This window comes from Streptomyces brasiliensis (assembly GCF_014647875.1).
Lineage (GTDB): Bacteria > Actinomycetota > Actinomycetes > Streptomycetales > Streptomycetaceae > Streptomyces > Streptomyces brasiliensis.
The window spans coordinates 96,248-116,477 of the sequence record NZ_BMQA01000018.1 but is presented as its reverse complement, the minus strand read 5'-3'; the positions used below and the strand labels follow the sequence as shown (position 1 = coordinate 116,477).

Here is a 20,230-nt window from a genome sequence, read left to right as displayed (position 1 = left end):
TGGATGGGCAAAGGCCGTCAAGAGACGGCCAACCGGGGCTCGAGAGGAGCACGATGGGTCCGCTGTCCCGCGGAAACGCCTTGCAGAGACGCCTTGGAGAAGGCCATGTCCGAGAGCGTGCCGGTGCGCTGTCCGGCTTGTCGGCGCGAGCATCTGTACGCCGCTCCGTCGTACCCCTGCGCGTGCGGCGCCCCGGTCTCCCCGGCGCTGGACCGGCGAGCCGCGCCGACCGCGCTCGCGCACCGCAGCTGGGACGAGGACTGGGTCACCGTGCGCTGCGCCGCCTGCGGACGCCGGGTCCCGTGGCCGTACCCGGAGCTGGGCTGCCCGTGCGGGGCGGTCCTGCGGATCCCCGTCGCGGGAGCGGCCTCGGCGCCGGAGGCGGGGCCCGAGCCCGTCGATGAGGCCCCGCCGCGCCCGGCCTTCCAGCCCGTGACGATCCGCACCGCGCGCGACGCGGTCACCGCGGCAGCCCTGTATCTGCGTTACCGGGACATCCGCCGCGCCGACCAGCGGCCCCCGTCCGGCATCGGCCTCGCAGCCCGCGGCCTGCTGGCCCAGGTCGACCCGCCGGTCCGCCCCGCCTCGCTGCGCGACGTGGAGTGCCTGTGGCTCACGGCGATGACGGAGGCCGCGGGCTGCGCCTACTTCTCCCTGGCCGGCTGCGCCGACGACGCCCGCACAGGAGCGGACTCCCTGGGCGTCCCCCTGTTCGTCCTGGACCTCACGGGCACCCCCCAGCCGGTGAACACCCACGCCGACGACCTGAACGCGACCGGCGCCGACGGCCGACGCCGGGAGGCATGACCCGCCACGCGGCAACACACCGGCCCCAGCGACGCCCGGAGGCCACCGCCCCGGACCGGACACATCACGAAGACGCCCAGACCGCGGCGGAGTCCCCGGCCGGGCGTGCCGGCGGCCGGGGCCCGAGGCACACGCGAGTCCGACCCCACCGGCGCGCCGAGCCCCCGGCCCCGCATGGGTGACCGGGGGCCGTGAGGCCGCGCAGCGCTACGCTCCGTACCGCTCCCGCAGTTCGATCTTGCGCACCTTCCCCGAGACCGTCATCGGGAACGCCTCGAGGATCTGCAGGCGGCTCGGGATCTTGTAGTGCGCGAGGCGGCCCTCGCAGTAGGAGCGCAGTTCCTCCAGCGTCAGCGGGTCCGCCGTGTCGTGCGGAATGACGCAGGCCAGCACCTCCTCGCCGTACGTCTCGTGCGGCACCCCGACGATCTGTACGTCCTTGATCTTCGGGTGGGCGTAGAGAAACTCCTCGATCTCGCGCGGGTAGATGTTCTCGCCACCCCGGATGATCATGTCCTTGATCCGGCCGACGATCTCGACGTACCCGTCCTCGCGCATCGTCGCGAGGTCCCCGGTGTGCATCCAGCGCCCGGGGTCGACGGCTTCGGCGGTCTTCTCGGGCTCGTTCCAGTAGCCGAGCATCACGCTGTAGCCACGGGTGCACAGCTCCCCCGCGGTGCCCCGGGACTGGGTGACTCCGGTGACCGGGTCGACGATCTTGACCTCGAGGTGGGGCAGCACCCTGCCGACGGTGCCCGTACGGTGCTCCAGGTCGTCGTCGATCCGGGTCTGCAGGGACACCGGCGAGGTCTCGGTCATGCCGTAGCAGATGGACACCTCGGCCATGTGCATCTCCGCGACCACCCGCTTCATCACCTCGACCGGGCAGGGCGAGCCCGCCATGATCCCGGTGCGCAGGGTGGAGAGGTCGTACGTCGCGAAGTCGGGCAGGTTCAGCTCCGCAATGAACATGGTCGGGACGCCGTAGAGGGACGTGCACCGCTCCCGCTGGACCGCCTCCAGGGTGGCCTTCGGCTCGAAGGACGGGGCCGGGACGACCATGCACGCGCCGTGCGAGGTGGCGGCCAGATTGCCCATCACCATGCCGAAGCAGTGGTAGAAGGGCACGGGAATGCAGATCCGGTCCTGCTCGCTGTAGGCCACCGACTCGCCGACGAAGTATCCGTTGTTGAGGATGTTGTGGTGGGAGAGCGTGGCGCCCTTCGGGAAGCCCGTCGTCCCCGAGGTGTACTGGATGTTGATCGGGTCGTCGCATGACAACTCGGCCTGGCGCGCGTCGAGTTCGGCCCGTCGCTCCGAGCCGCCCCGCCGGGTGAACGCCTCCCAGCTCGCGTCACCTATGTAGACGGTCTCCCGCAACTGCGGGCACTTGCCCCGCACTTGCTCGACCATCGCCCGGTAGTCGCTCGTCTTGTGACTGAGCGAGGCGAACAGCAGGGAGATCCCGGCTTGGCCCAGGACGTACTCCACCTCGTGGGTGCGGTACGCCGGGTTGATGTTGACCATGATCGCGCCGATCCGGGCGGTGGCGTACTGCACCAGCACCCACTCGGCGCAGTTGACCGCCCAGATGCCCACCCGGTCGCCCTTGGCCACCCCGCTCGCCAGCAGCGCGTACGCCAACCGGTCGACGTCGGCGGAGAACTCGGCGTACGTCCAGCGCCGTCCGGAGGGCACGTCTACCAGTGCCTCGCGCTCCGGCCAGACCGCGACCGCGCGGTCCAGGTTCTGCCCGATCGTGTCGCCGAGCAGCGTGGTGCCGCTCGTGCCATGGGTGTACGACGCCTCGGTCACCGGAAGTCCTCCTCGCGGTACTCGTCCGCCGAGCCCTGGGCCGTGGCCTCGCGCAGCTCGATCCGGCGGATCTTGCCGGACACTGTCTTGGGCAGCTCACCGAACTCGAGGCGGCGGATGCGCTTGTAGGGGGCGAGCACCTCGCGCGAGTGCTCGAAGAGGACCTTCGCGGTGTCGGAGCCCGGCTCCCAGCCCTCGGCCAGCACGATGTACGCCTTGGGCACGGCCAGGCGCAGTTCGTCCGGCGCGGGCACGACGGCGGCCTCGGCCACCGCCTCGTGCTCCAGCAGCGCACTCTCCAGCTCGAAGGGGCTGATCTTGTAGTCGGAGGCCTTGAAGACGTCGTCGGAGCGCCCGACGTAGGTCAGATAGCCGTCCTCGTCGCGGGAGGCGACGTCACCGGTGCGGTAGTAGCCGCCGGCCATCGCCTCGGCCGTACGGTCGGCGTCGCCGTGGTAGCCCGTCATCAGACCCACCGGGCGGTCCGACAGGTCGAGCGCGATCTCGCCCTCGCTGGCGCCGGGGGCGCCGGAGACCGGGTCGAGGAGTTCGACGCGGTAGCCGGGGCTGGGCCGTCCCATGGAGCCCGTCTTGAGGGGCTGGCCGGGGCTGTTGGAGACCTGCACAGCGGTCTCGGTCTGCCCGAAGCCGTCCCGGATCGTGACGCCCCAGGCCCGGCGGACCTGCTCGATGACCTCGGGGTTGAGCGGCTCGCCCGCGGCGACGGCCTCGCGCGGCGGGGTGCGCAGCTGGGTCAGGTCGGCCTGGATGAGCATGCGCCACACGGTCGGCGGGGCGCAGAAGGTGGTCACCCCCGCCCGGTCCATCTCGGCCATGAGCCGGGCCGCGTCGAAGCGCGTGTAGTTGTGCAGGAAGACGGTCGCCTCCGCGTTCCACGGGGCGAACAGATTGGACCAGGCATGCTTGGCCCAGCCGGGCGAGGAGATGTTGAGGTGCACGTCGCCGGGCTTGAGGCCGATCCAGTACATGGTGGCCAGATGGCCGACCGGGTACGAGATGTGGGTGTGCTCGACCAGCTTGGGGCGGGCGGTGGTGCCCGAGGTGAAGTAGAGCATCAGCGGGTCGTCGGCCGCGGTGGGCCCCTCCGGGGCGAAGCCGGCCGAGGCGGCGTACGCGTCCTCGTACGCCGACCAGCCCTCGGGGGCGCCGCCGACGGCGATGCGCGTGTAGTCGCCGGGCACCTCGTCGAACTTGGCGGTGTCGGCCGCGCGCACGAGCACGTGCCGCACCCGGCCGCGCTCGACGCGGTCGCACAGGTCGGCGGGGCCCAGCAGCGGGGTGGCCGGGATGACGACGGCACGCAGCTTCATCGCGGCCAGCGCGGCCTCCCACAGCTCGGCCTGGTTGCCGAGCATGACGAGGATCCGGTCCTCGGCGCCCACACCCCGTTCGCGCAGCCAGTTCGCGACGCGGTCGGAGCGGTCGGACAGCTCGGCGAAGGACAGCTTGGTCTCGCCGCCGTCCTCCTCGACGATGTGCAGGGCGGTGCGGTCGTTGCCGTCCGCGATGACGTCGAACCAGTCCAGGGCCCAGTTGAAGTGCTCCGGCCGGGGCCAGGAGAAGCCCTCGTAGGCCGTGGCGTAGTCGTCGCGGTGCTCCAACAGGAAGTCCCGGGCCCCGCGGAACACCTCCGTCGCCGTAGTCATCTGTCCCCATTCCTGGTCGATCGGTTCCGGACCTTGCCGGGCGGCTCTCTGGCATCGTGTAATCCGTGACGCAGGTCTCACTACCCCCGAACGGGGGTGTGAACGGCACGGAAGCCGCGATGAAAGGGCGAACAGGTGGCAGCAAACGGCTCGGGGGTGGTGGAGATACAGGGCGCGTTGGCCCGGCTTCGGCGCGCGACGGGGCTCCCGGTCGCCTTCGGCGGCCTGGTCGAGCCCGGCCGGCCACGGGTGCGGATCAGTGAGCTGAGCGGCACGGCGACGCCTGCCCTGCGCTCGCTCACGGTGACCTCGGGCAACGGCCTGGGCGGCAAGGCGGTGGCGCTGGCCCGCCCCTGCGCGGTGACGGACTACTCGGCGTCGCGGCAGATCAGCCACGAGTACGACGTTCCGGTGGCCGCGGAGGGCCTGCACTCGGTGCTGGCCGTGCCGGTGGTGGTACGGCGCCGGGTGCGCGGCGTGCTGTACGGCGCCCTGCGTGCGGCCCAGCCGCTGGGCGACCGCACGCTGAGCGCGGCGGTGGCGGTGGCGCGGGACGTGGAACAGGCGCTGGTGGTCCGGGACGAGGCCCGCGATCTGCTGGCGGCGGCTCACCCCGAGCCGGTCGCCGACGCGGCCGGTGTGGCCTGGGAGCAGGTGCGCGAGGCCCATGCGGCGCTGCGCGCCCTGGCGCCGAGGATCCCCGACCCTGCCCTGCGGGCCGAACTCCTCGCCGCCTGCGGGCTGTTGACTGCACCGGAGCCGGTGCGCGGCCGCCTGAGCCTGGCGCCGCGCGAACTGGACGTCCTGGCCTGCGTGGCGGCGGGCGCGACCAACGCGGCGGTGGCGGAACGCCTGGGCCTGCGCCCCGAGACGGTCAAGGGCTATCTGCGCTCGGCCATGCGCCGACTGGGCGCCCACACCCGCGGTGAGGCGGTGGCGGCGGCCCGCAGGGCCGGGCTGCTGCCGTAGTCGTAAGGAACCTTGTCCATTCATTCGGACCAGCCTTCATTGGGGACGGCGTGAATATCCTTGCGCGGGACCGCTGTTATTTCCCTCACCACGTTCACCGTCCGAAATTCAAGGATCATTGCCTAGAATTTGGCCCGGACACGACACACGAGGGGAGCGGTGACCGTGCGACGGGACTTCCAGGAGCCTGCTCGATGCCGCCCCGACCTGGTCATCGGCCGGGAGGACCTGTTCACGGACGCCCGTGAGCAGCTCACCTCGGGCGGCAGTGTGCTGCTCCACGGCCCCGCCGGAATAGGGAAATCCACCGTCCTGCGGGCATTGGCCGCCGAATACGCGGGGGCCGCGCACACCGTGTTGCGCTGCTCGGCCACCGAGTCCGAATCGCATCTGCCCTTCCTCGCGCTCGCCGACCTGCTCGGTCTGGTCCTCGACCGGGTCTCCGCGCGGCTGCCCGCGGCCCAGCGCACCGCCCTGGAGTCGGCGCTCACCGGCCGCGGCGAATCGATCCTCCAGCGCGACGGCCTGGCGCTGCGCCTTGCGGTGCTGTCCGCGCTGCGCGCACTCACCGCCGACGGCACGGTCCTGATCGTCGCCGACGACCTGCAGTGGCTGGACCCGGCCAGCGCGGAACTCCTCGGCTTCGCCGCCCGCCGCCTGGGCGGCACCCCGGTCCAACTGCTGTGCGCGGTACGGACCGAGGGGCAGGAGTACGACCGCCATCTACGCGCGTCCCCGCCGGACACCGCCGCCCTGCATCTCGGTCCGCTCTCCCGCGCCCAGGTCTCCGAACTGCTCGACCACCGCGGGCACACCGGTCTGTCGCGTTCCACGATCCGCGAGATACACCGCACCAGCGGCGGAAACCCGTTGTTCGCACTGGAGTTGGGCCGCGCCCTCGCCGAGAGTTCCACCCCGCCCCGGCCGGGCGAGCCGCTGCCGGTGCCCACCTCGCTGCGCGCGCTGGTGCTCAACCGCCTGGACATGCTGTCGGTCGAGGCCCGCCGTACCCTGCTGGTGGCCAGCGCCGGCGCGCGGCCGACCCCCGCGCTGCTGCTGGCGGCGGGCCGTGAGAACGCCGAGGCCGAGTGCGCCCAGGCGGCCGAACTCGGGCTGCTGGCAACCGACATCGAGGGCCCGGCCGGTCCCACCGTACGGTTCGCGCACCCCCTGATCTCGGCCGCGCTGTACGCCGAGGCACCCGCCCACGAGCGGCGCGCCGCGCACGCCGCGCTGTCCACGGCGGCCTCCGACCCGATCGAGCGGGCCCGCCATCTCGCCCTGGCCACCACCGGCACCGACCCGGAGGCCGCCGCCCACCTCGCCGAGGCCGCCGCGCTGGCCCGCGACCGGGGAGCGCCGTCCGTCGCCGCCCAACTCGGCCTGCTCGCCACCCGGCACACCCCCGCCGACGGTACGCCCGGCCCGGACGAGCGCCGGCTGCAGGCGGCGGAGGACGCGATCACGGCCGGCGAGCTCGACCTCGCCCGGGACATCGCCCGTGAGGTGCTGACCCGGGCCACCGTGCCCGCGGACCGGGTGCGGGCCTGGATCATCGTGATCGACACGGCCGGCCACACCATGACCGAGGTCGACAGCGTCTTCCCGCAGGCCCTGGCCGACGCGGGCGACGACCCGCGTCTGCTGGCGCTGGTCCACTACCAGCTGGCCTGGCGCGGGCTGATCGTGCAGGGCGACTTCGCCGAGGCCCGCCAGGCCGCCGCGCACGCCGCCGAGCTGGCCGCTCGTGGCGGCGACCGTCGTACCGAACTGCTCTCCCTGGCCTTCCAGGCCCAGACCGAGACCCTGATGGGCCATCCGAACGCCCCGGCCACCATCAAGCGCGCCCTGAAGGAGCCGCAGGACCCTCAGGTGGCCTGCCACCACAACGGCGCGGGCAGCGCCCGGTTCCGCTGGCTGCTCATGAGCGACCAGCTCACCGAGGCCCGTGCGACCATGACCGCGCTGCTGCGCGAGGTACGGCGGCGCGGCTCTGTGGAGAGCGAGGTGCACTTCCTGCGCAGCCTCGGCGAGGTCGAGCTGCGCGCCGGACACTGCGGACGCGGGCTGGACCTGGCCCGCGACAGCCTGCGGCTGGCCCGCGACATCGGGATCGGCGAGACGGCCTGCGCCATGATCACCTCGATCGCGGAGGCCTCCGGCGGGGACGTGGACCGGGCGCTGGCCCTGGCCCGGGAGGCGGCGGAGCACGCCGAGGAGGACGGCGACCTGATGTACCTCTCCCGTGCCCTGGGGGCGCTGGGACAGGCGCAGTTCGTGGCCGGGGACCCGGCGGGCGCGGTCCGCTCGCTGCGCCGGGTGCGCGAACTGGAGGTGCGTCTCGGCGTCACCGACCCGGCGCGCGGCCGCTGGCACGGCGACCTCGCCGAGGCGCTGGTGCAGATCGACGAGACGGCCGAAGCGCAGGACGTCATCGACGTCACGCGGGAGCAGGCGCTGCGGCTCGGCCGGGAGAGCGTGCTCGCCGTACTGGACCGGGCCGAGGCACTGGTGCGCGCCGCACACGGCGACCAGGAGGCGGCCGTCGCCCAGCTGACGTCCGCTCAGGACCGGCTGGCCACACTGGGCTACGGCCTGGAGGAGGCGCGAGCCGCCTTCGCGCTGGCCCGGCTGCGCCCCCGGGGACAGGCGTCGTACGACGAGGCCACCCGGCTGCTGCGCCGCTGCCGCGCGCTGCCGTGGCTGCGCCAGGTGGAGGAGGCCAGCATGGCACCGGAGCCGCAGCCGGCCGCCGCTCCCGCCGGGCGCGACGGTCTCGAGGCACTGGCCTCGATGGAGCGTCAGGTCGCCGGACTTGTCATGGAGGGCGCCACCAACCGGGAGATCGCCGCGCGCCTGTTCATCAGTGTGAAGACCGTCGAGGCCACCCTGACCCGGGTCTACCGCAAGCTGGGGATCCGCTCGCGGGTGGATATCGTCCGACTGGCGGCGGGGCGTCGCACGAAGTGAGATCACTGCCGGTTTACTGACCCGGACCGAGGGTTTTCCCTGCCCTACGCCCCTAGGGGGTTCCCTCATTGGGAGTCGGGGTTCCGGGTCCTAGCGTAAGGGCGTGCCGCTCGCCCGGGCATACGGGGGTCGGTCCCGCGACCCCCGTGACAACCCCCCACACCCGTGCGAATCCCCCACCGGCAAACCCCCACGAGGAGACTCATGTTCGGGCTCACCCGTGCAAGAAAGACCGCCGCCGCCGTCCTGGCGACCGCTGCCGCCGCCACGACCGCGCTGATCGCCGCCCCCTCGGCGGTCGCCGCTCCGGAGCCCGTCGTCGGCGGCACGACCACCACGACCACCGCGTACCCGTTCATGATGCAGATCACGGACGCGGCCCAGAACCAGTTCTGCGGTGGCACCCTGGTGGCGCCCAAGAAGGTCGTGACGGCCGCGCACTGCATGGTCGGCGAGACCACGGGCAGCCTCCGCGTGGTCGGTGGCCGGACGTACCTCAACGGCACCAACGGCACGGTCAGCCGGGTCAGCAAGATCTGGATCAACCCCGACTACACGGACGCCAACGACGGCGACGACGTGGCCGTCCTGACCCTCTCGACCTCGATGCCGTACACGACGGCGTCGTACGTCTCCTCCTCCCAGACGGGTGTGTACGCGGCCGGCACCACGGCCCGCATCCTCGGCTGGGGCACCACCTCGGAGAACGGCAGCCCGTCGAACCAGCTGCGGACCGCGACCGTCCCGATCGTGTCCGACTCCAGCTGCCGCGGCTCCTACGGTTCGGACTTCATCCAGTCCGACATGGTGTGCGCCGGATACGCGTCCGGCGGCGTAGACACCTGCCAGGGCGACAGCGGCGGTCCCCTGCTCATCGGGGGCGTCCTGGCAGGGATCACTTCCTGGGGAGAGGGGTGCGCGGAGGCCGGTTACCCGGGTGTCTACACCCGGCTGACCACCTTCTCGAACCTGGTGACCACGCAGGTCGACTCCTGACCCGGAAAGAGAACTCCTGAGTACCCCTCAGGACCGTGCCAGGGGGGCGTTGCGAGCCACCACGAGCGGCCCGCAACGCCCCCCTACCCATGTCTGCCGCGCCCTGTTTGAATGGGCCGGCGCACGGCACGGCACACGAAGGAGTGACGCTGGTGGTCTCCGCGGACCGGTTCCTGGCCTTCGCCGCGATGTCCCTGCTGGTCATCGTGATCCCGGGTCCCAGCGTGCTGTTCGTGATCGGCCGGGCGCTCGCCCACGGGCGGCGCACGGCCGTGGCGACGGCGATCGGCAACGTCGTCGGCTCGTACCTGCTCGTCGTCGCGGTCGCACTGGGCATCGGCCCGCTGGTCGAACGCTCGGTGACGGTGTATCTGGCGGTGAAGCTGGCCGGCGCCGCGTATCTGGTGTACCTGGGCGTCCAGGCCTTCCGGCACCGCAAGGACCTGAAGGCGTCGGCGATCCGGGCGACGCCCGCGGCTCCGGCCCGCGGCGATCTGCGCACCGTGCTGGACGGCGCCCTGGTCGGCGTCACCAACCCGAAGGGTGTCGTCTTCTTCGCGGCCGTACTCCCCCAGTTCGTCGACCACCCGGCCGGCCACGTACCGCTGCAGATGCTGCTGCTCGGCCTCGTCCCGATCTCCATCGGCCTGGTCACGGACACGTTGTGGGGGCTGACCGCGTCGGCGGCCCGCACCTGGTTCGCCCGCTCGGACCGACGGCTGTCGCTGATCGGCGGGGCGGGTGGGTTCACGATGGTGGGTCTGGGGCTGACGGTGGCGGTGACGGGACGGGCCGACTGAGACCGCGCGTCCGCCGCTACGGCCGTACGACCGTGCCGAACCGGATGTCGTACCCGGCGCCCGGATGCAGCACCGCGAGCATCCGCGCGCCCTCGGCCATCACCTCCTCGCGCTGGGCCCTGGTGAGCCGGCCGAAGGCCTCGACCACCAGGGCACGCTCGTCCAGCTTCCACACGCCCGCCAGGAACCCGTCGACGAGGAGGGCACGATGGGCCTGGTTGCCCCGCCAGGTGCGGCCCCGGTGCTCGGGCGGTACGACGCGGGTGCGCTCGGCGTGGGAGAGGAGCAGGTTGTCGAACTCGGGCAGGAAACGGGGCGGAGCCGGGGTGTCCGGGTCGGGGCGTGGGGCGTCGGGGAGGTCGAAGAGTTCGGTGCCGCCCGGGCCGCGGAAGGTGACGAGCCGGGGGCGCAGCCGCTCGAAGGCGTCGCGCAGGCGGGTGAGTCCGGCCCAGGTCTGCATGTCCTGCACGGAGGCCGGTCCGAAGGCGGCGAGGTAGCGCAGCACCGTGGCGTCCGGCGCCTGGACCGGTTCGGCGGGGCGGCCCAGCCAGTGCTCGGCGGTGGTGAGGGCGACCCGGCCGCTGCGGCCCCACAGTCCGCGCGGGGTGACCTGGACGAGAGGGAGCGTGCAGCGGGCGGCGATGGCAAGGGACTGCGGGTCGGCGTCCGGCCACTCGGCGAGCAGGGCCGCGCGCAACTGCGCCATGGTGCGTGGCTCCTCCTCGACCAGCTCACGGGCGAGTACGGCAAGCCGATTCAGATCGACACCGGCCAACCCCTTGCGGAAACCGGCCAGTTCACGGTCCCGGGCAAGCTGGACGAGCGGGCGCAGGGTGAGGGCGTCGTCGGCGGTGTGGGTGTGGATGGTGGAGCGCAGGGTGACGATGCGGACGGCCGCGCGGCCGGCCATGAGCCGTGCGAGGTCCTCCGGGGAGAAGCCGTCGAGCCGGGCGGCGAGCGCGTGGTACGGGGGCTGGACGTTCTGCGCCTGGAGGCCGAGGAGGTGGGCCAGGGCGGCTTCGGCGGACAGGGGTGATCGGCGCAGGAGCAGTTGCCGTTCGAGGGTGGCACGGTTCAGCGCGCGGGTACCGATGAGGGGCGCCGTCGCTCGGGCGGCGCCCGGCTTCGCGGCGCCCGGTTCGCCGGTGCTCCGCTTCATGGGGCTCCGCTTCGTGACGCCCGGCTCCCCGGTGCTCCGCTTCATCATGTCCGGCACGCTAGTGGCCCTTGCGGACACCTTCGGTCCGCAACTCTCACCGATTCCCGCACCCCGTCCCGGCGCCGACTCCGTGTGCCCCGGATATCCTGCTCGTCGATCACGCCGGTAGGCACGCCCGTCCCGCGCGGTGATCACGCCGACGTGGGCCCGACCTGCCCTACGTGGTGACAGGCCGCCGTAGGCGAGACCCGCCCTACGCGGTGACGCACCGCCGTAGGCTCGAACGACCGAGAGGCAGCCCGCGATGCCCGAGCGACGCGCCCGCCCCGCCTCCAGGAACTCCCGCAAGCCCGTCTGGCGCCGGGCCCAGCCCCCGGCCCAGCCGCCCACGCCCGAGCCACCTGCCCCCACCACCGCGAAGCCGGCCGCGGAACCGGCGGAGACGGTCAGCATCGTGCAGGCCGCCCTCTACCGCGACGGCGTGCGAGTCTCCTTGCCGACCACGCTCGCCGAGACGTACCGCGAACTGCGCCGGCAGCCGTCCGGCATGGCGTGGATCGGCCTCGCCCGTCCCACCGCGGACGAACTGCTCTCCCTGGCCGAGGAATTCGACCTGCATCCGCTCGCGCTCGAGGACGCGCTGGAGGCGCACCAGCGCCCGAAGCTGGAGCGGTACGGCGACACACTGTTCGTCGTCCTGCGCGCCGCCCGCTACCTCGACGCGCCCGAGGAGGTCGACTTCGGCGAGCTGCACGTGTTCGTCGGCCCGGACTTCGTGGTCACGGTCCGGCACGGCGCGGCGCCCGATCTCTCGGCGGTCCGCACCCGCATGGAGGACTCCCCCGACCTGCTCAAACTCGGCCCGGAAGCGGTCCTGTACGCGATCCTGGACGCGGTGGTCGACGGCTACGCGCCGGTCGTCTCCGGCGTCCAGAACGACATCGACGAGATCGAGACCGAGGTCTTCCGCGGCGATCCCGAGGTCTCCCGCCGTATCTACGAACTCTCCCGCGAGATGGTCGAGTTCCAGCGCGCCACGCGTCCCCTGGTCGGCATGCTGCACAGCCTGATCGCCGGGTTCGCCAAGTACGAGACCGACGAGGAACTCCAGCGTTACCTCCGCGACGTCGCCGACCACGTCACGCACACCAGCGAACGAGTCGACGGCTTCCGCCAGGCCCTCACCGAGATCCTCACGGTCAACGCGACCCTGGTCACCCAGCAGCAGAACGCGGAGATGCGGGCGCTGGCGGAGGCGGGCTTCGAACAGAACGAGGAGATCAAGAAGATCTCGAGCTGGGCCGCGATTCTGTTTGCTCCCACACTCGTTGGCACTATTTACGGCATGAACTTCTCCCACATGCCCGAGCTGCACTGGGGGTTCGGTTATCCCTTCGCGATCGGACTGATGGGAGTGGTTTGCATCAGTTTGTACCTCATTTTCAAGCGGCGGGACTGGCTCTAGAGAGGCCAGCCACCAGCAGAGCGGTGATGAAGTGTTCGGCGCTGTCCGGGTCCCTCTCCGTCGTCTCGGCCAGGTGCCTGCGGACGCGCGTACCGCTTGTCCTCGTAAAAGGTGCCCTCGCCGTGCAGCCGCACCTGGCGCAGCAGGGGGTCGGGAAGGTCGCCGGGGGCCGCCAGAGGCGGTGCCTCGCCGGAGTTCCGGGCGTCCTGGATCGCCCTCGTCAGCGCCTCGGCGGCCTTGCCGGCGCCCTCGTGCATCGACCGCTTCAGGGTCGACTCGTGCACCAGCACACCGACCGTCAGTGCCATCGCGGCGCAGGCCAGGGTCACCAGGAAGATGGTCTTCCAGCGCACGGAACGGGGGTTCAGCAGTCCCCGTACGATCGGCATCTCGGCCCTCCGGTTCAGCGCCGCAGCTTGTAGCCGAAGCCGCGGACCGTCTCGACGCGGTCGGCGCCGATCTTCTTGCGCAGCCGCTGGACGCACAGGTCGACGACCCGGGAGTCGCCGTCCCAGCCGTAGTCCCACACGTTACGCAGCAGGGTCTGGCGGTTCAGCACGACGCCGGGGTGTGCCGCGAACTCCAGGAGGAGCCGCAGCTCGGTCGGGGCGAGGGCGATCTCCTCGCCGTCCCGGTACACCTCCAGCGCCGCGGGATCGATGGTGAGATCGCCGAAGACCAGCCGGCCGTCCGGCTCGGTACGTCCGGCCCGCTCGGGCTGCTCCGAGGGGGCGTACGCCGCCCGGCGCAGCAGCGAGCGGATCCGGGCGACCAGGACCGCGGTGTCGACGGGCTTGACGACGTAGTCGTCGGCGCCGGCCTCCAGCCCGGAGACCACGTCGACGGAGTCGCTGCGCGCGGACATCATCAGGATGGGGTCCATGCTGGTCTCCCTGATCCGGCGGCACAGCCCGATGCCGTCCAGACCCGGCAGCATGACGTCGAGCAGCAGCAGGTCGTACCCGCCTGCACGGGAGAGTTCGAGTCCGGTCAACCCATCGCCGGCCACGGTCACGTGGTAGCCGTATCGTTCCAGGGCCATCGCGACGGATCTGCGGATCACATCATCGTCCTCGACGAGCAGGACCGTCACGGGAGAGGAGTCAGACACGCGCATCCATCGGGCGGCGTGGTTCTGGTCGGTCCCCCATCATGCCCCACCGGACCGCGTACGGGAGGGGCTCGGCCCCTGGTCAGCGCGGATTTCGGCGGGGTCGATACGTGGCAGATACACAGCCGCGCGGCCGTGGATACATATCTGCCGCGCAGGCTGCCGGCGCCCGACGCCGTGGACGACAGCGTGTACGTGGGAAATGCGGGCAGGGACGCAGCACTGGGCCTGGGCTGAAACCAAGCAAGTCGACTCCGCCGGACTCGGGACAGTCCGGAGCCTCCCATCAGCCCCGGAGCGGTTCACTCACACCCTGCGTCTCGCTCCAGGGACGCACTCCATCCCGTCGCGCCCTCACCTACCTCTCGCGGCCACAAAGAACCGAACCGAAACGGCCGCGAGAAGGGCCTCGCCCCGTACAGGGTGGGGCCCCTCTCAACGCCGGCGCGCGACGTATCTGTTCAGGGTCGCGGGCGCAGCGGGGTGGTCCGTGGCGCCTCCTCCTCGGGTTCCCTCGAGCCGCACGCCTGGCCGACGCACTGCTCAGCCTGCGGTGGAACAACGGTTCTCAGCCGGCTGCATGCAGCATGCGGTGGTGCGCGCGGGTGCGGTGGACGGCGATGAGGGCCGCGTCGTCGCCCAGACGTCCACCGGTGTGGCCGAGCAGGTCACGGTGGATGTGCTGGAGCAGGGACTCGGGCGGCTGCCCGGCCCACTGGGCGACGCGTTCCGCGAGCGGGTAGAAGGCGCCGGCCCGGTCGCGGGCCTCGACGACACCGTCGGTGTACAGCAACAGTGTGTCGCCGACGGCGAAGGGCAGTACGTCGACCGTGACGTCGTCGGGGTCGGTGAGGCCGACACCGAGCGGAGGAGCGGGCGCCAGGTCCGGGACGGTCACGGAATGGCCGGGACGCAGCAGCACGGGTGCCAAATGGCCGCAGCTGGTGACGCGCGCGACGGGGGCGGCGTCGGGGATCTCCAGCAGGAGCGCGGTCACGAAGCGTTCACCGGCCTCGTCCGTGGGCTCGAAGTCCGCCAGGTACCGCGTGACGCTCTCTTCCAGGGAGGCGGCAAGCGCGGGCAGGGCGTCATGGTGGTACGCGGCCTCGCGGAACGCGCCGAGCAGCAGAGCCGCCTCCCCGATGGCCGGCAGGCCCTTGCCCCGTACGTCACCGATGACCAGCCAGGTACTGTCCCGGCTGCGGGCGGCCGCGTACAGGTCGCCGCCGATCTCGGCCTCCTCCTCGGCGGCCAGATAGACGGAGGCGAGTTGCAGGGTGCCGAGCCGGCCGGGCAACGGCCACAGCAGCACACGCTGGGCCGCCTCGGCGACCGACCGTACCTGCGCCAGCTCACGGGCACGCCGGTCACGGACCACGCAGAAGACGACGATCAGCAGGGAGAGCACGGCCAGGGCGATCACCTGCACCAGCACGTTCCGTGTCCACAGCATGCCGGAGCGCCAGCCGATGAACCCCTGGGCCGCCACCGCCGCCGCTCCCACTCCGGCCGTGGCCGCGGGGCCCTCGAACCAGCCGGAGACCGCGGGGGCGATAACGAGGAGAGGGCCGAGCACGATGTCGGACGGCGTCACGAAGTCGGCGCCGACGATCGCGCCGATGAGTCCGGCAGGGACCAGCAACAGCAGACGGCTCGGCCGCCACGACCGTGTGAAGCGTTGCTGCCAGGTAACCATGAGTCCCACCGTGCACCGCAGGGGACCTACACGCGACGTGACCGCGCCCGGCCCGGTCCGGTCCGTGACAGCGACGAACCCGGGCCGGGGAACGGCCGCCCGTCGGACAAGAGGCCCTGTTCCTGCCCGACGGGGGCTGTGAACAGCGCGGGAGACTCCCGGCCGTAGACGGATACGACCAGCTTTGTCACTGTCCCGGCGTGTGCGACTCCAGGTAGGTATGGGAGTTCCCAAAGAATTCACACGTTCGGGTAAGACCGCAGGTCGAACGCTCGCCCGGCTCGGAAACTCTTGTCGTTCTCTTACCTGCCGACGGGATCGGCGACCGGGTGCTCAGGCGCCCGGTACGCGGTCCAGGTCCATGTCGGTCGCCGTCACCCAGTCGGGCTCCTTGACCAGGAGACCGAGTTCCTCCCGGCCGAGGTCGACGTCGACCGCGTGGCGGAAGCCGGCCGACCTCGCCGACGCCAGGCCGTCGGCGTCGCCGACGCGCACGGCGTGCACGACCCGACGGCAGCGTGGGTCCGCCGCGAGGACGGCGTCCGTCAGCGTGCGCAGCAGTTCCGTGCGTACCGCCTGCGGGCACCCCGCGCCCACCCGTACCTCCACGTCGTGCGCGCCGACCGGGTAGGTGTCGCGCAGGCGGCCCGCCGCGCAGCGTTCCAGGCGCACGTCCACCGTCACCCCGTCCCGGCTCACCCGGAGGTCCGCCGCGGCGCGGCCGCGGGAGGTGTGGACGGCGTTCCAGCCGGGGCCCAGGGCGAGGCCGGCCGGGACCGTGGGTGCCATGATCATTTCAGTTCTCCTCGGTCGCCAGACGCCGGATCACGGCCTTGTCGAGCTTGCCCGACGCGTTGCGCGGCATCGGCCGGACGAGCTTCAGGCGGCGGGGCAGCTTGTAGCGGGCGAGATGGTGGGCGGCGTACTCGCGCACGTCGTCCAGCGTGATCTGCGCGTCGTCGGCCGCGGTCACCACGGCGGCGACGGTCTCTCCCCACTGCTCGTCGGCGACCCCGACCACGGCGACGTCCACGACGCCCGGCATGGCGGACAGGATGCGCTCGACCTCGGCGGGATAGACGTTCTCGCCACCGCTGATGATCATGTCCTTGAGGCGGTCGACGATGTAGAGGAAGCCGTCCTCGTCGAAGTAGCCGATGTCCCCGGAGTGGAACCAGCCCTCGCTGTCGAAGGCCGCGGCCGTGGCCTTCGGGTTGTTCCAGTAGCCGACGGTGACGTTCGGGCCGCGGGCCACGATCTCGCCGGGCTCGTGCGGCTTCAGCGGCTCGTTGGTGCCGGCGTCGACGACCCGTACCTGGGTGTACGGCATGGGGATACCGGCGGATCCGGCCTTGTCCAGGGTGTGCTCGGCCGGCAGGTGGGTGGCGAACGGGGCCGTCTCCGTCAGACCCCACGCCTGCTGGAGGAGGACGCCGTGGTCGGCGTAGAGGCGGATCAGGGACGGGGAGACCGGGGCGCCCGCGACCACCACCGACCGCAGCGCGCTCAGGTCGCTGTCGAAGACCCCGGGGACGCGAGCCAGCGCCGTGAACATCTGGGGGACGCCGAACATCGAATTGACCCGGTGGGTCACGAGATCGTCCAGGCACGCCTGCGGGTCGAACGCGCGGGGCACCACGACGGTCCCGCCGCGGACCAGGGTACGCAGGACAAAGGTGTTCAGGGCTCCTATGTGGAAGAGCGGTGCGGAGGCGTAGGTGACGTCGCCGCGGCGGGTGTCCAGGCGCAGTTCGACGTTGACGGAGTTCCACCAGGCGTTGCCGTGGGTCAGGACGACGCCCTTGGGGGTGCCCGAGGTGCCGGAGGTGAACATCAGTATCGCGGGGTCGTCGGCATGCTGCGGCACAGGCTCGCCGCTCGGCGGCGCGTCGGCGATCAGCGGCGCCCAGGGCTCCCAGCCCGGCGCCTCGCTCGCCGCCGGCACCTCCGGGTCGTCGTCGATCAGCAGGAAACGGCCCAGCTCCGTCTCCCCGCGCACCGCTTCGACGCTCGTACGGTGCCCTTCCTCGCAGACGATCACCATCGCGCCGCTGCCGCCGAGGACGCCGCGCAGTTCGGGCTCGGCGAGCCGGAAGTTGACCGGCACGAAGACGGCGCCGAGCCGGAAGACCGCGAGCATCGTCACCAGGAATGCCGAGCTGTTGAGGCCCAGGTAGGCCACCCGGTCGCCAGGTGCGACGCCGCCGGCCCGCAGGACGCTCGCCAGCCGGGCGGCCTTGTCGTCCAGTCGGGCGTAGGTCAGGTCGCCGCCGGCGTAGCGGACGACCACGCTGTCGCCCTGGTGGCGTGCGTTGCGTGCGACCGCGGTGGCCGGGTTGAGGTCGGCGCTCGGGCCGAAGGCGCGCGGCTCGGGTCTCGTCACTGTCGGCTCCTCGTCGAGCTTCGTCGTCGTCGGTTGTCAGGGATGGGTCGTCCGTCGGCTCAGAGGTCGTCGCCGCCCGCGGCGTGCGCGAATCCGCGGACACCGATGCCGCCGTCGACGGAGATCGCGTGTCCGGTGATGGGGCCGCTCTGGTCGCGGGCCGCGAGCAGGACGTACGGACCGGTGAAGTCGCGCGGGTCCGTGCTGGAGTCGTGCAGCGGGATGAGCGGGGGCGCGGAGTCCGGGCCCTTCTTGGCGAAGGACGCGGAGATCGAGCGGTCGCCGAGGGCCAGGGACTCGGGGCCGCGCAGATCGGTGTTCATACCGCCGCATGCGACGCCGTTGACGCGGACCTTGGGGGCGAGTTCGTAGGCGAGTTCGCGCATGAGGCCCAGGCAGGCGTGCTTGCTGGCGGTGTAGAGGGGGCCACCGCCGTTGACGTAGAAGGAGGCGTTGGACAGCGTCATGACAATGCTGCCGCGTGTCTTCACCAGCTCCCGCCAGGCCGCCTCCGCGGCCAGCAGATAGCCCTTGACGTTGATGGAGAAGATCTCGTCGAAGGCGGTGTCCAGCTGCTCGGCGCCGAGCCGGGTGAGCCGGCGCTGGTAGTCCCACACGCCCGCGTTGGCGACGAGCGTGTCGAGCTTGCCGAAGCGCTCGACAGTCTCGGCGACGGCGGCGTGCAGTCGCTCGGAGTCCCGTACGTCACCGGTGACGGCGTGGATCCGGGACGGGTCGGGGGCGGCGGCCACCGTCTCGTCCAGCTGGTCCTTGTCGCGGCCGAAGACGGTGACCGAGGCGCCCTCGGCGAGGAAGCGCTCGGTGACCGCGCGGCCGAGGCCGGCGCCACCGCCGGTGATCAGGACGGCGTACCCGTCCAGCCAGCCGCCGCTCATTTCTGCTCCGCGAGGAAGCCGGAGACCAGCTCCTCGAACTCGCGCTGCCGCTCCAGCTGGACCCAGTGACCGCACCGGCCGAACACGTGCAGCTGCACGTCACGGATCTGCTTGAGCATCAGCTGGGCGCCGTCGAGGGTGATGGTGCGGTCGTCACGGCCCCACAGCAGCAGCGTCGGCGCCTTGATCTTGTGCAGGTCGCGCCAGAGCGGGTCCATGCCGCCGCGCTTGGCGAAGGCGGCGTTGTAGCGGTGGTAGAAGGCGATGTGGCCCTCGTCGAGGGACGCCTCGTAGCGGGCCCGGACGACGTCCTCACCGAACTGCTTGTGGTCGAAGACCATGGTGCGGATGAACGCGGCCATCTTCTTCTCGCTGGGTCCGCCGCCGTTGTAGTAGCGGAACATCTCCTTCTGGCCCTCGGTGGGCGTCGGCCCGAAGGGCAGCCAGCCGCCGCCGGGGGCCATCAGCACCAGCCGGGTCACGCGCTCGGGCCGCTGCTGGGCCATGGCGATCGCGGCCGCGCCGCCGAGGCTGTTGCCGAGCAGGTGGAAGGTGTCGATGCCGAGGGAGTCGAGCGCCTGGTAGAGGGCGTCGACAGCGATCTCGGTGATGGACCGCTCGGCCAGGTCCTCCTCGGTCGGACGGTAGCTGTCGCCGAAGCCGGGCTGGTCGGGCAGGACCACCCGGAAGTGCTTCGCCAGGGCCGGGAGGTTCTGGTGGTAGTTGCTGACACCGGAGGCACCGGGCCCACCGCCGTGCAGCATCACCAGCACCGGTCCTTCGCCGGTCTCGGCCACGGCGATCTCGCCCAGTGAGGTGGTCACGCGGTGGTGCTTGAGTTCGAGGTCGGTCACGACAGTTCCCATCAAAAAGGAGAAGGGGGATCAGAAGAAGGTCGAGATGTTCTTCGCCTGGAGGATGTTCTGGTCCAGAAGGATCGTCCGGCGGGCCACGCGCAGGCCGTCCCCGACGCGCCGCAGGACGTCCGTGCGGCTTCCGGCGAAGACATTCTCCTCGCGTTCGAGGCGGTTGCGGTAGACCAGGAACGCGGAGCGCACATGCAGGTCGTCCGCCGTGAACTGCGGGTTCTCGGCCGGATCCATGTGCTGGACCATCACGTTGGTCACCAGGTGCCGGGTCCGCGACGGCGGGTCCTCGGACCAGGCCATGCCCGAGTCGAACCGGCGGATGCGCCAGGCCAGGCTCTCCTTGGTCTCGTCGTAGAACGCGGCCTCGCCCCGCGCGGCCACCGACAGCGCCTGCTGACGGCGCAGCCGGTTGGTGCGCGTGGGCATCCAGTAGTCGAGGTCGTCGGCGAGCAGATCCAGCCAGTCGGCGTAGCGGCCGTCGTCGAGGAGGGCGGCTTCCTCGTAGTAGAACTGCTCGACCTCGAAGTGCGTGTCGCGGTCGGCGCGGGTGCCGGGCTGCCGCTCGGTCGTCGTACTCACGGTGTCATTCGATCCCTTCTCCGCCGACGGCGGTACGAGGTGTGCCGT

The 20,230-nt window shown here is 71.7% G+C and carries 17 protein-coding genes; 6 read left to right on the top strand and 11 right to left on the bottom strand.

Annotation, left to right across the window (positions count from 1 at the left end; all coding sequences use genetic code 11):
- The first annotated feature begins 105 nt into the window (after positions 1-105).
- Positions 106-807: a hypothetical protein gene (locus IEZ19_RS25725; protein ID WP_189313656.1), complete on the top strand. Its 702-nt coding sequence runs from the start codon at positions 106-108 to the stop codon at positions 805-807.
- 207 nt (positions 808-1,014) lie between these two features.
- On the opposite strand, the gene IEZ19_RS25720 is transcribed toward IEZ19_RS25725, so the two are convergent.
- Both IEZ19_RS25720 and IEZ19_RS25715 read right to left on the bottom strand, forming a co-directional pair.
- Positions 1,015-2,622: an AMP-binding protein gene (locus IEZ19_RS25720; RefSeq protein WP_189313655.1), complete on the bottom strand. Its 1,608-nt coding sequence runs from the start codon at positions 2,620-2,622 to the stop codon at positions 1,015-1,017.
- Positions 2,619-4,289, bottom strand: coding sequence for an AMP-binding protein (locus tag IEZ19_RS25715; RefSeq protein ID WP_189313654.1), 1,671 nt, complete (start codon positions 4,287-4,289; stop codon positions 2,619-2,621). The genes IEZ19_RS25720 and IEZ19_RS25715 overlap by 4 nt, the downstream gene beginning before the upstream one ends.
- Before the next feature lie 135 nt (positions 4,290-4,424).
- Here IEZ19_RS25715 and IEZ19_RS25710 point away from each other — a divergent pair, with 135 nt between their 5' ends.
- The 4 genes from IEZ19_RS25710 (at position 4,425) to IEZ19_RS25695 (ending at position 10,024) form a co-directional block, all read left to right on the top strand.
- A complete protein-coding gene (locus IEZ19_RS25710) occupies positions 4,425-5,258 on the top strand; it encodes a helix-turn-helix transcriptional regulator (protein WP_189313653.1) in 834 nt (277 codons plus the stop codon).
- 159 nt (positions 5,259-5,417) lie between these two features.
- Positions 5,418-8,228 (top strand): helix-turn-helix transcriptional regulator, encoded by a 2,811-nt coding sequence (locus IEZ19_RS25705; protein WP_189313652.1) that lies wholly within the window; start codon positions 5,418-5,420, stop codon positions 8,226-8,228.
- A gap of 204 nt (positions 8,229-8,432) precedes the next feature.
- Positions 8,433-9,224, top strand: coding sequence for a S1 family peptidase (locus tag IEZ19_RS25700; RefSeq protein WP_189313651.1), 792 nt, complete (start codon positions 8,433-8,435; stop codon positions 9,222-9,224).
- A gap of 152 nt (positions 9,225-9,376) precedes the next feature.
- The gene (locus IEZ19_RS25695; protein ID WP_189313650.1) at positions 9,377-10,024 is read left to right on the top strand and encodes a LysE family translocator; all 648 of its coding nucleotides are present in this window, start codon (positions 9,377-9,379) and stop codon (positions 10,022-10,024) included.
- A gap of 16 nt (positions 10,025-10,040) precedes the next feature.
- Here the strand turns inward: IEZ19_RS25695 and IEZ19_RS25690 are convergent, their stop codons facing one another.
- Positions 10,041-11,183: a winged helix DNA-binding domain-containing protein gene (locus tag IEZ19_RS25690; RefSeq protein ID WP_189313649.1), complete on the bottom strand. Its 1,143-nt coding sequence runs from the start codon at positions 11,181-11,183 to the stop codon at positions 10,041-10,043.
- 304 nt (positions 11,184-11,487) lie between these two features.
- Between IEZ19_RS25690 and IEZ19_RS25685 the strand changes: the two genes are divergently transcribed.
- A complete protein-coding gene (locus IEZ19_RS25685; protein WP_189313648.1) occupies positions 11,488-12,648 on the top strand; it encodes a magnesium and cobalt transport protein CorA in 1,161 nt (386 codons plus the stop codon).
- Here IEZ19_RS25685 and IEZ19_RS25680 read toward each other — a convergent pair.
- From IEZ19_RS25680 to IEZ19_RS25645, 8 genes are all read right to left on the bottom strand, one after another.
- Positions 12,645-13,037, bottom strand: coding sequence for a hypothetical protein (locus tag IEZ19_RS25680; protein ID WP_189313647.1), 393 nt, complete (start codon positions 13,035-13,037; stop codon positions 12,645-12,647). The two genes, IEZ19_RS25685 and IEZ19_RS25680, sit on opposite strands and share 4 nt — an antisense overlap.
- A 14-nt stretch (positions 13,038-13,051) precedes the next feature.
- Positions 13,052-13,765, bottom strand: a complete 714-nt coding sequence (gene cseB / locus IEZ19_RS25675) for a two-component system response regulator CseB (protein ID WP_189313646.1) — start codon at positions 13,763-13,765, stop codon at positions 13,052-13,054.
- Between the two features lie 562 nt (positions 13,766-14,327).
- Complete coding sequence (locus IEZ19_RS25670; RefSeq protein ID WP_189313645.1) at positions 14,328-15,455, bottom strand: PP2C family protein-serine/threonine phosphatase; 1,128 nt, start codon at positions 15,453-15,455, stop codon at positions 14,328-14,330.
- A 333-nt stretch (positions 15,456-15,788) separates the two neighbouring features.
- Positions 15,789-16,250: a hypothetical protein gene (locus tag IEZ19_RS25665; protein WP_189313644.1), complete on the bottom strand. Its 462-nt coding sequence runs from the start codon at positions 16,248-16,250 to the stop codon at positions 15,789-15,791.
- 1 nt (position 16,251) lies between these two features.
- Positions 16,252-17,838 (bottom strand): long-chain-fatty-acid--CoA ligase, encoded by a 1,587-nt coding sequence (locus IEZ19_RS25660; protein ID WP_189313643.1) that lies wholly within the window; start codon positions 17,836-17,838, stop codon positions 16,252-16,254.
- A gap of 59 nt (positions 17,839-17,897) precedes the next feature.
- On the bottom strand, positions 17,898-18,734 hold the full coding sequence (gene hcaB / locus IEZ19_RS25655) for a 3-(cis-5,6-dihydroxycyclohexa-1,3-dien-1-yl)propanoate dehydrogenase (protein ID WP_189313642.1): 837 nt from the start codon (positions 18,732-18,734) through the stop codon (positions 17,898-17,900).
- Entirely contained in the window at positions 18,731-19,588 is an 858-nt protein-coding gene (locus tag IEZ19_RS25650) for an alpha/beta fold hydrolase (protein WP_229840754.1), read from the bottom strand. Before IEZ19_RS25650 ends, hcaB begins: the two co-directional genes overlap by 4 nt.
- Before the next feature lie 30 nt (positions 19,589-19,618).
- On the bottom strand, positions 19,619-20,182 hold the full coding sequence (locus IEZ19_RS25645) for a 3-phenylpropionate/cinnamic acid dioxygenase subunit beta (protein WP_189313640.1): 564 nt from the start codon (positions 20,180-20,182) through the stop codon (positions 19,619-19,621).
- Between the last annotated feature and the right edge of the window lie 48 nt (positions 20,183-20,230).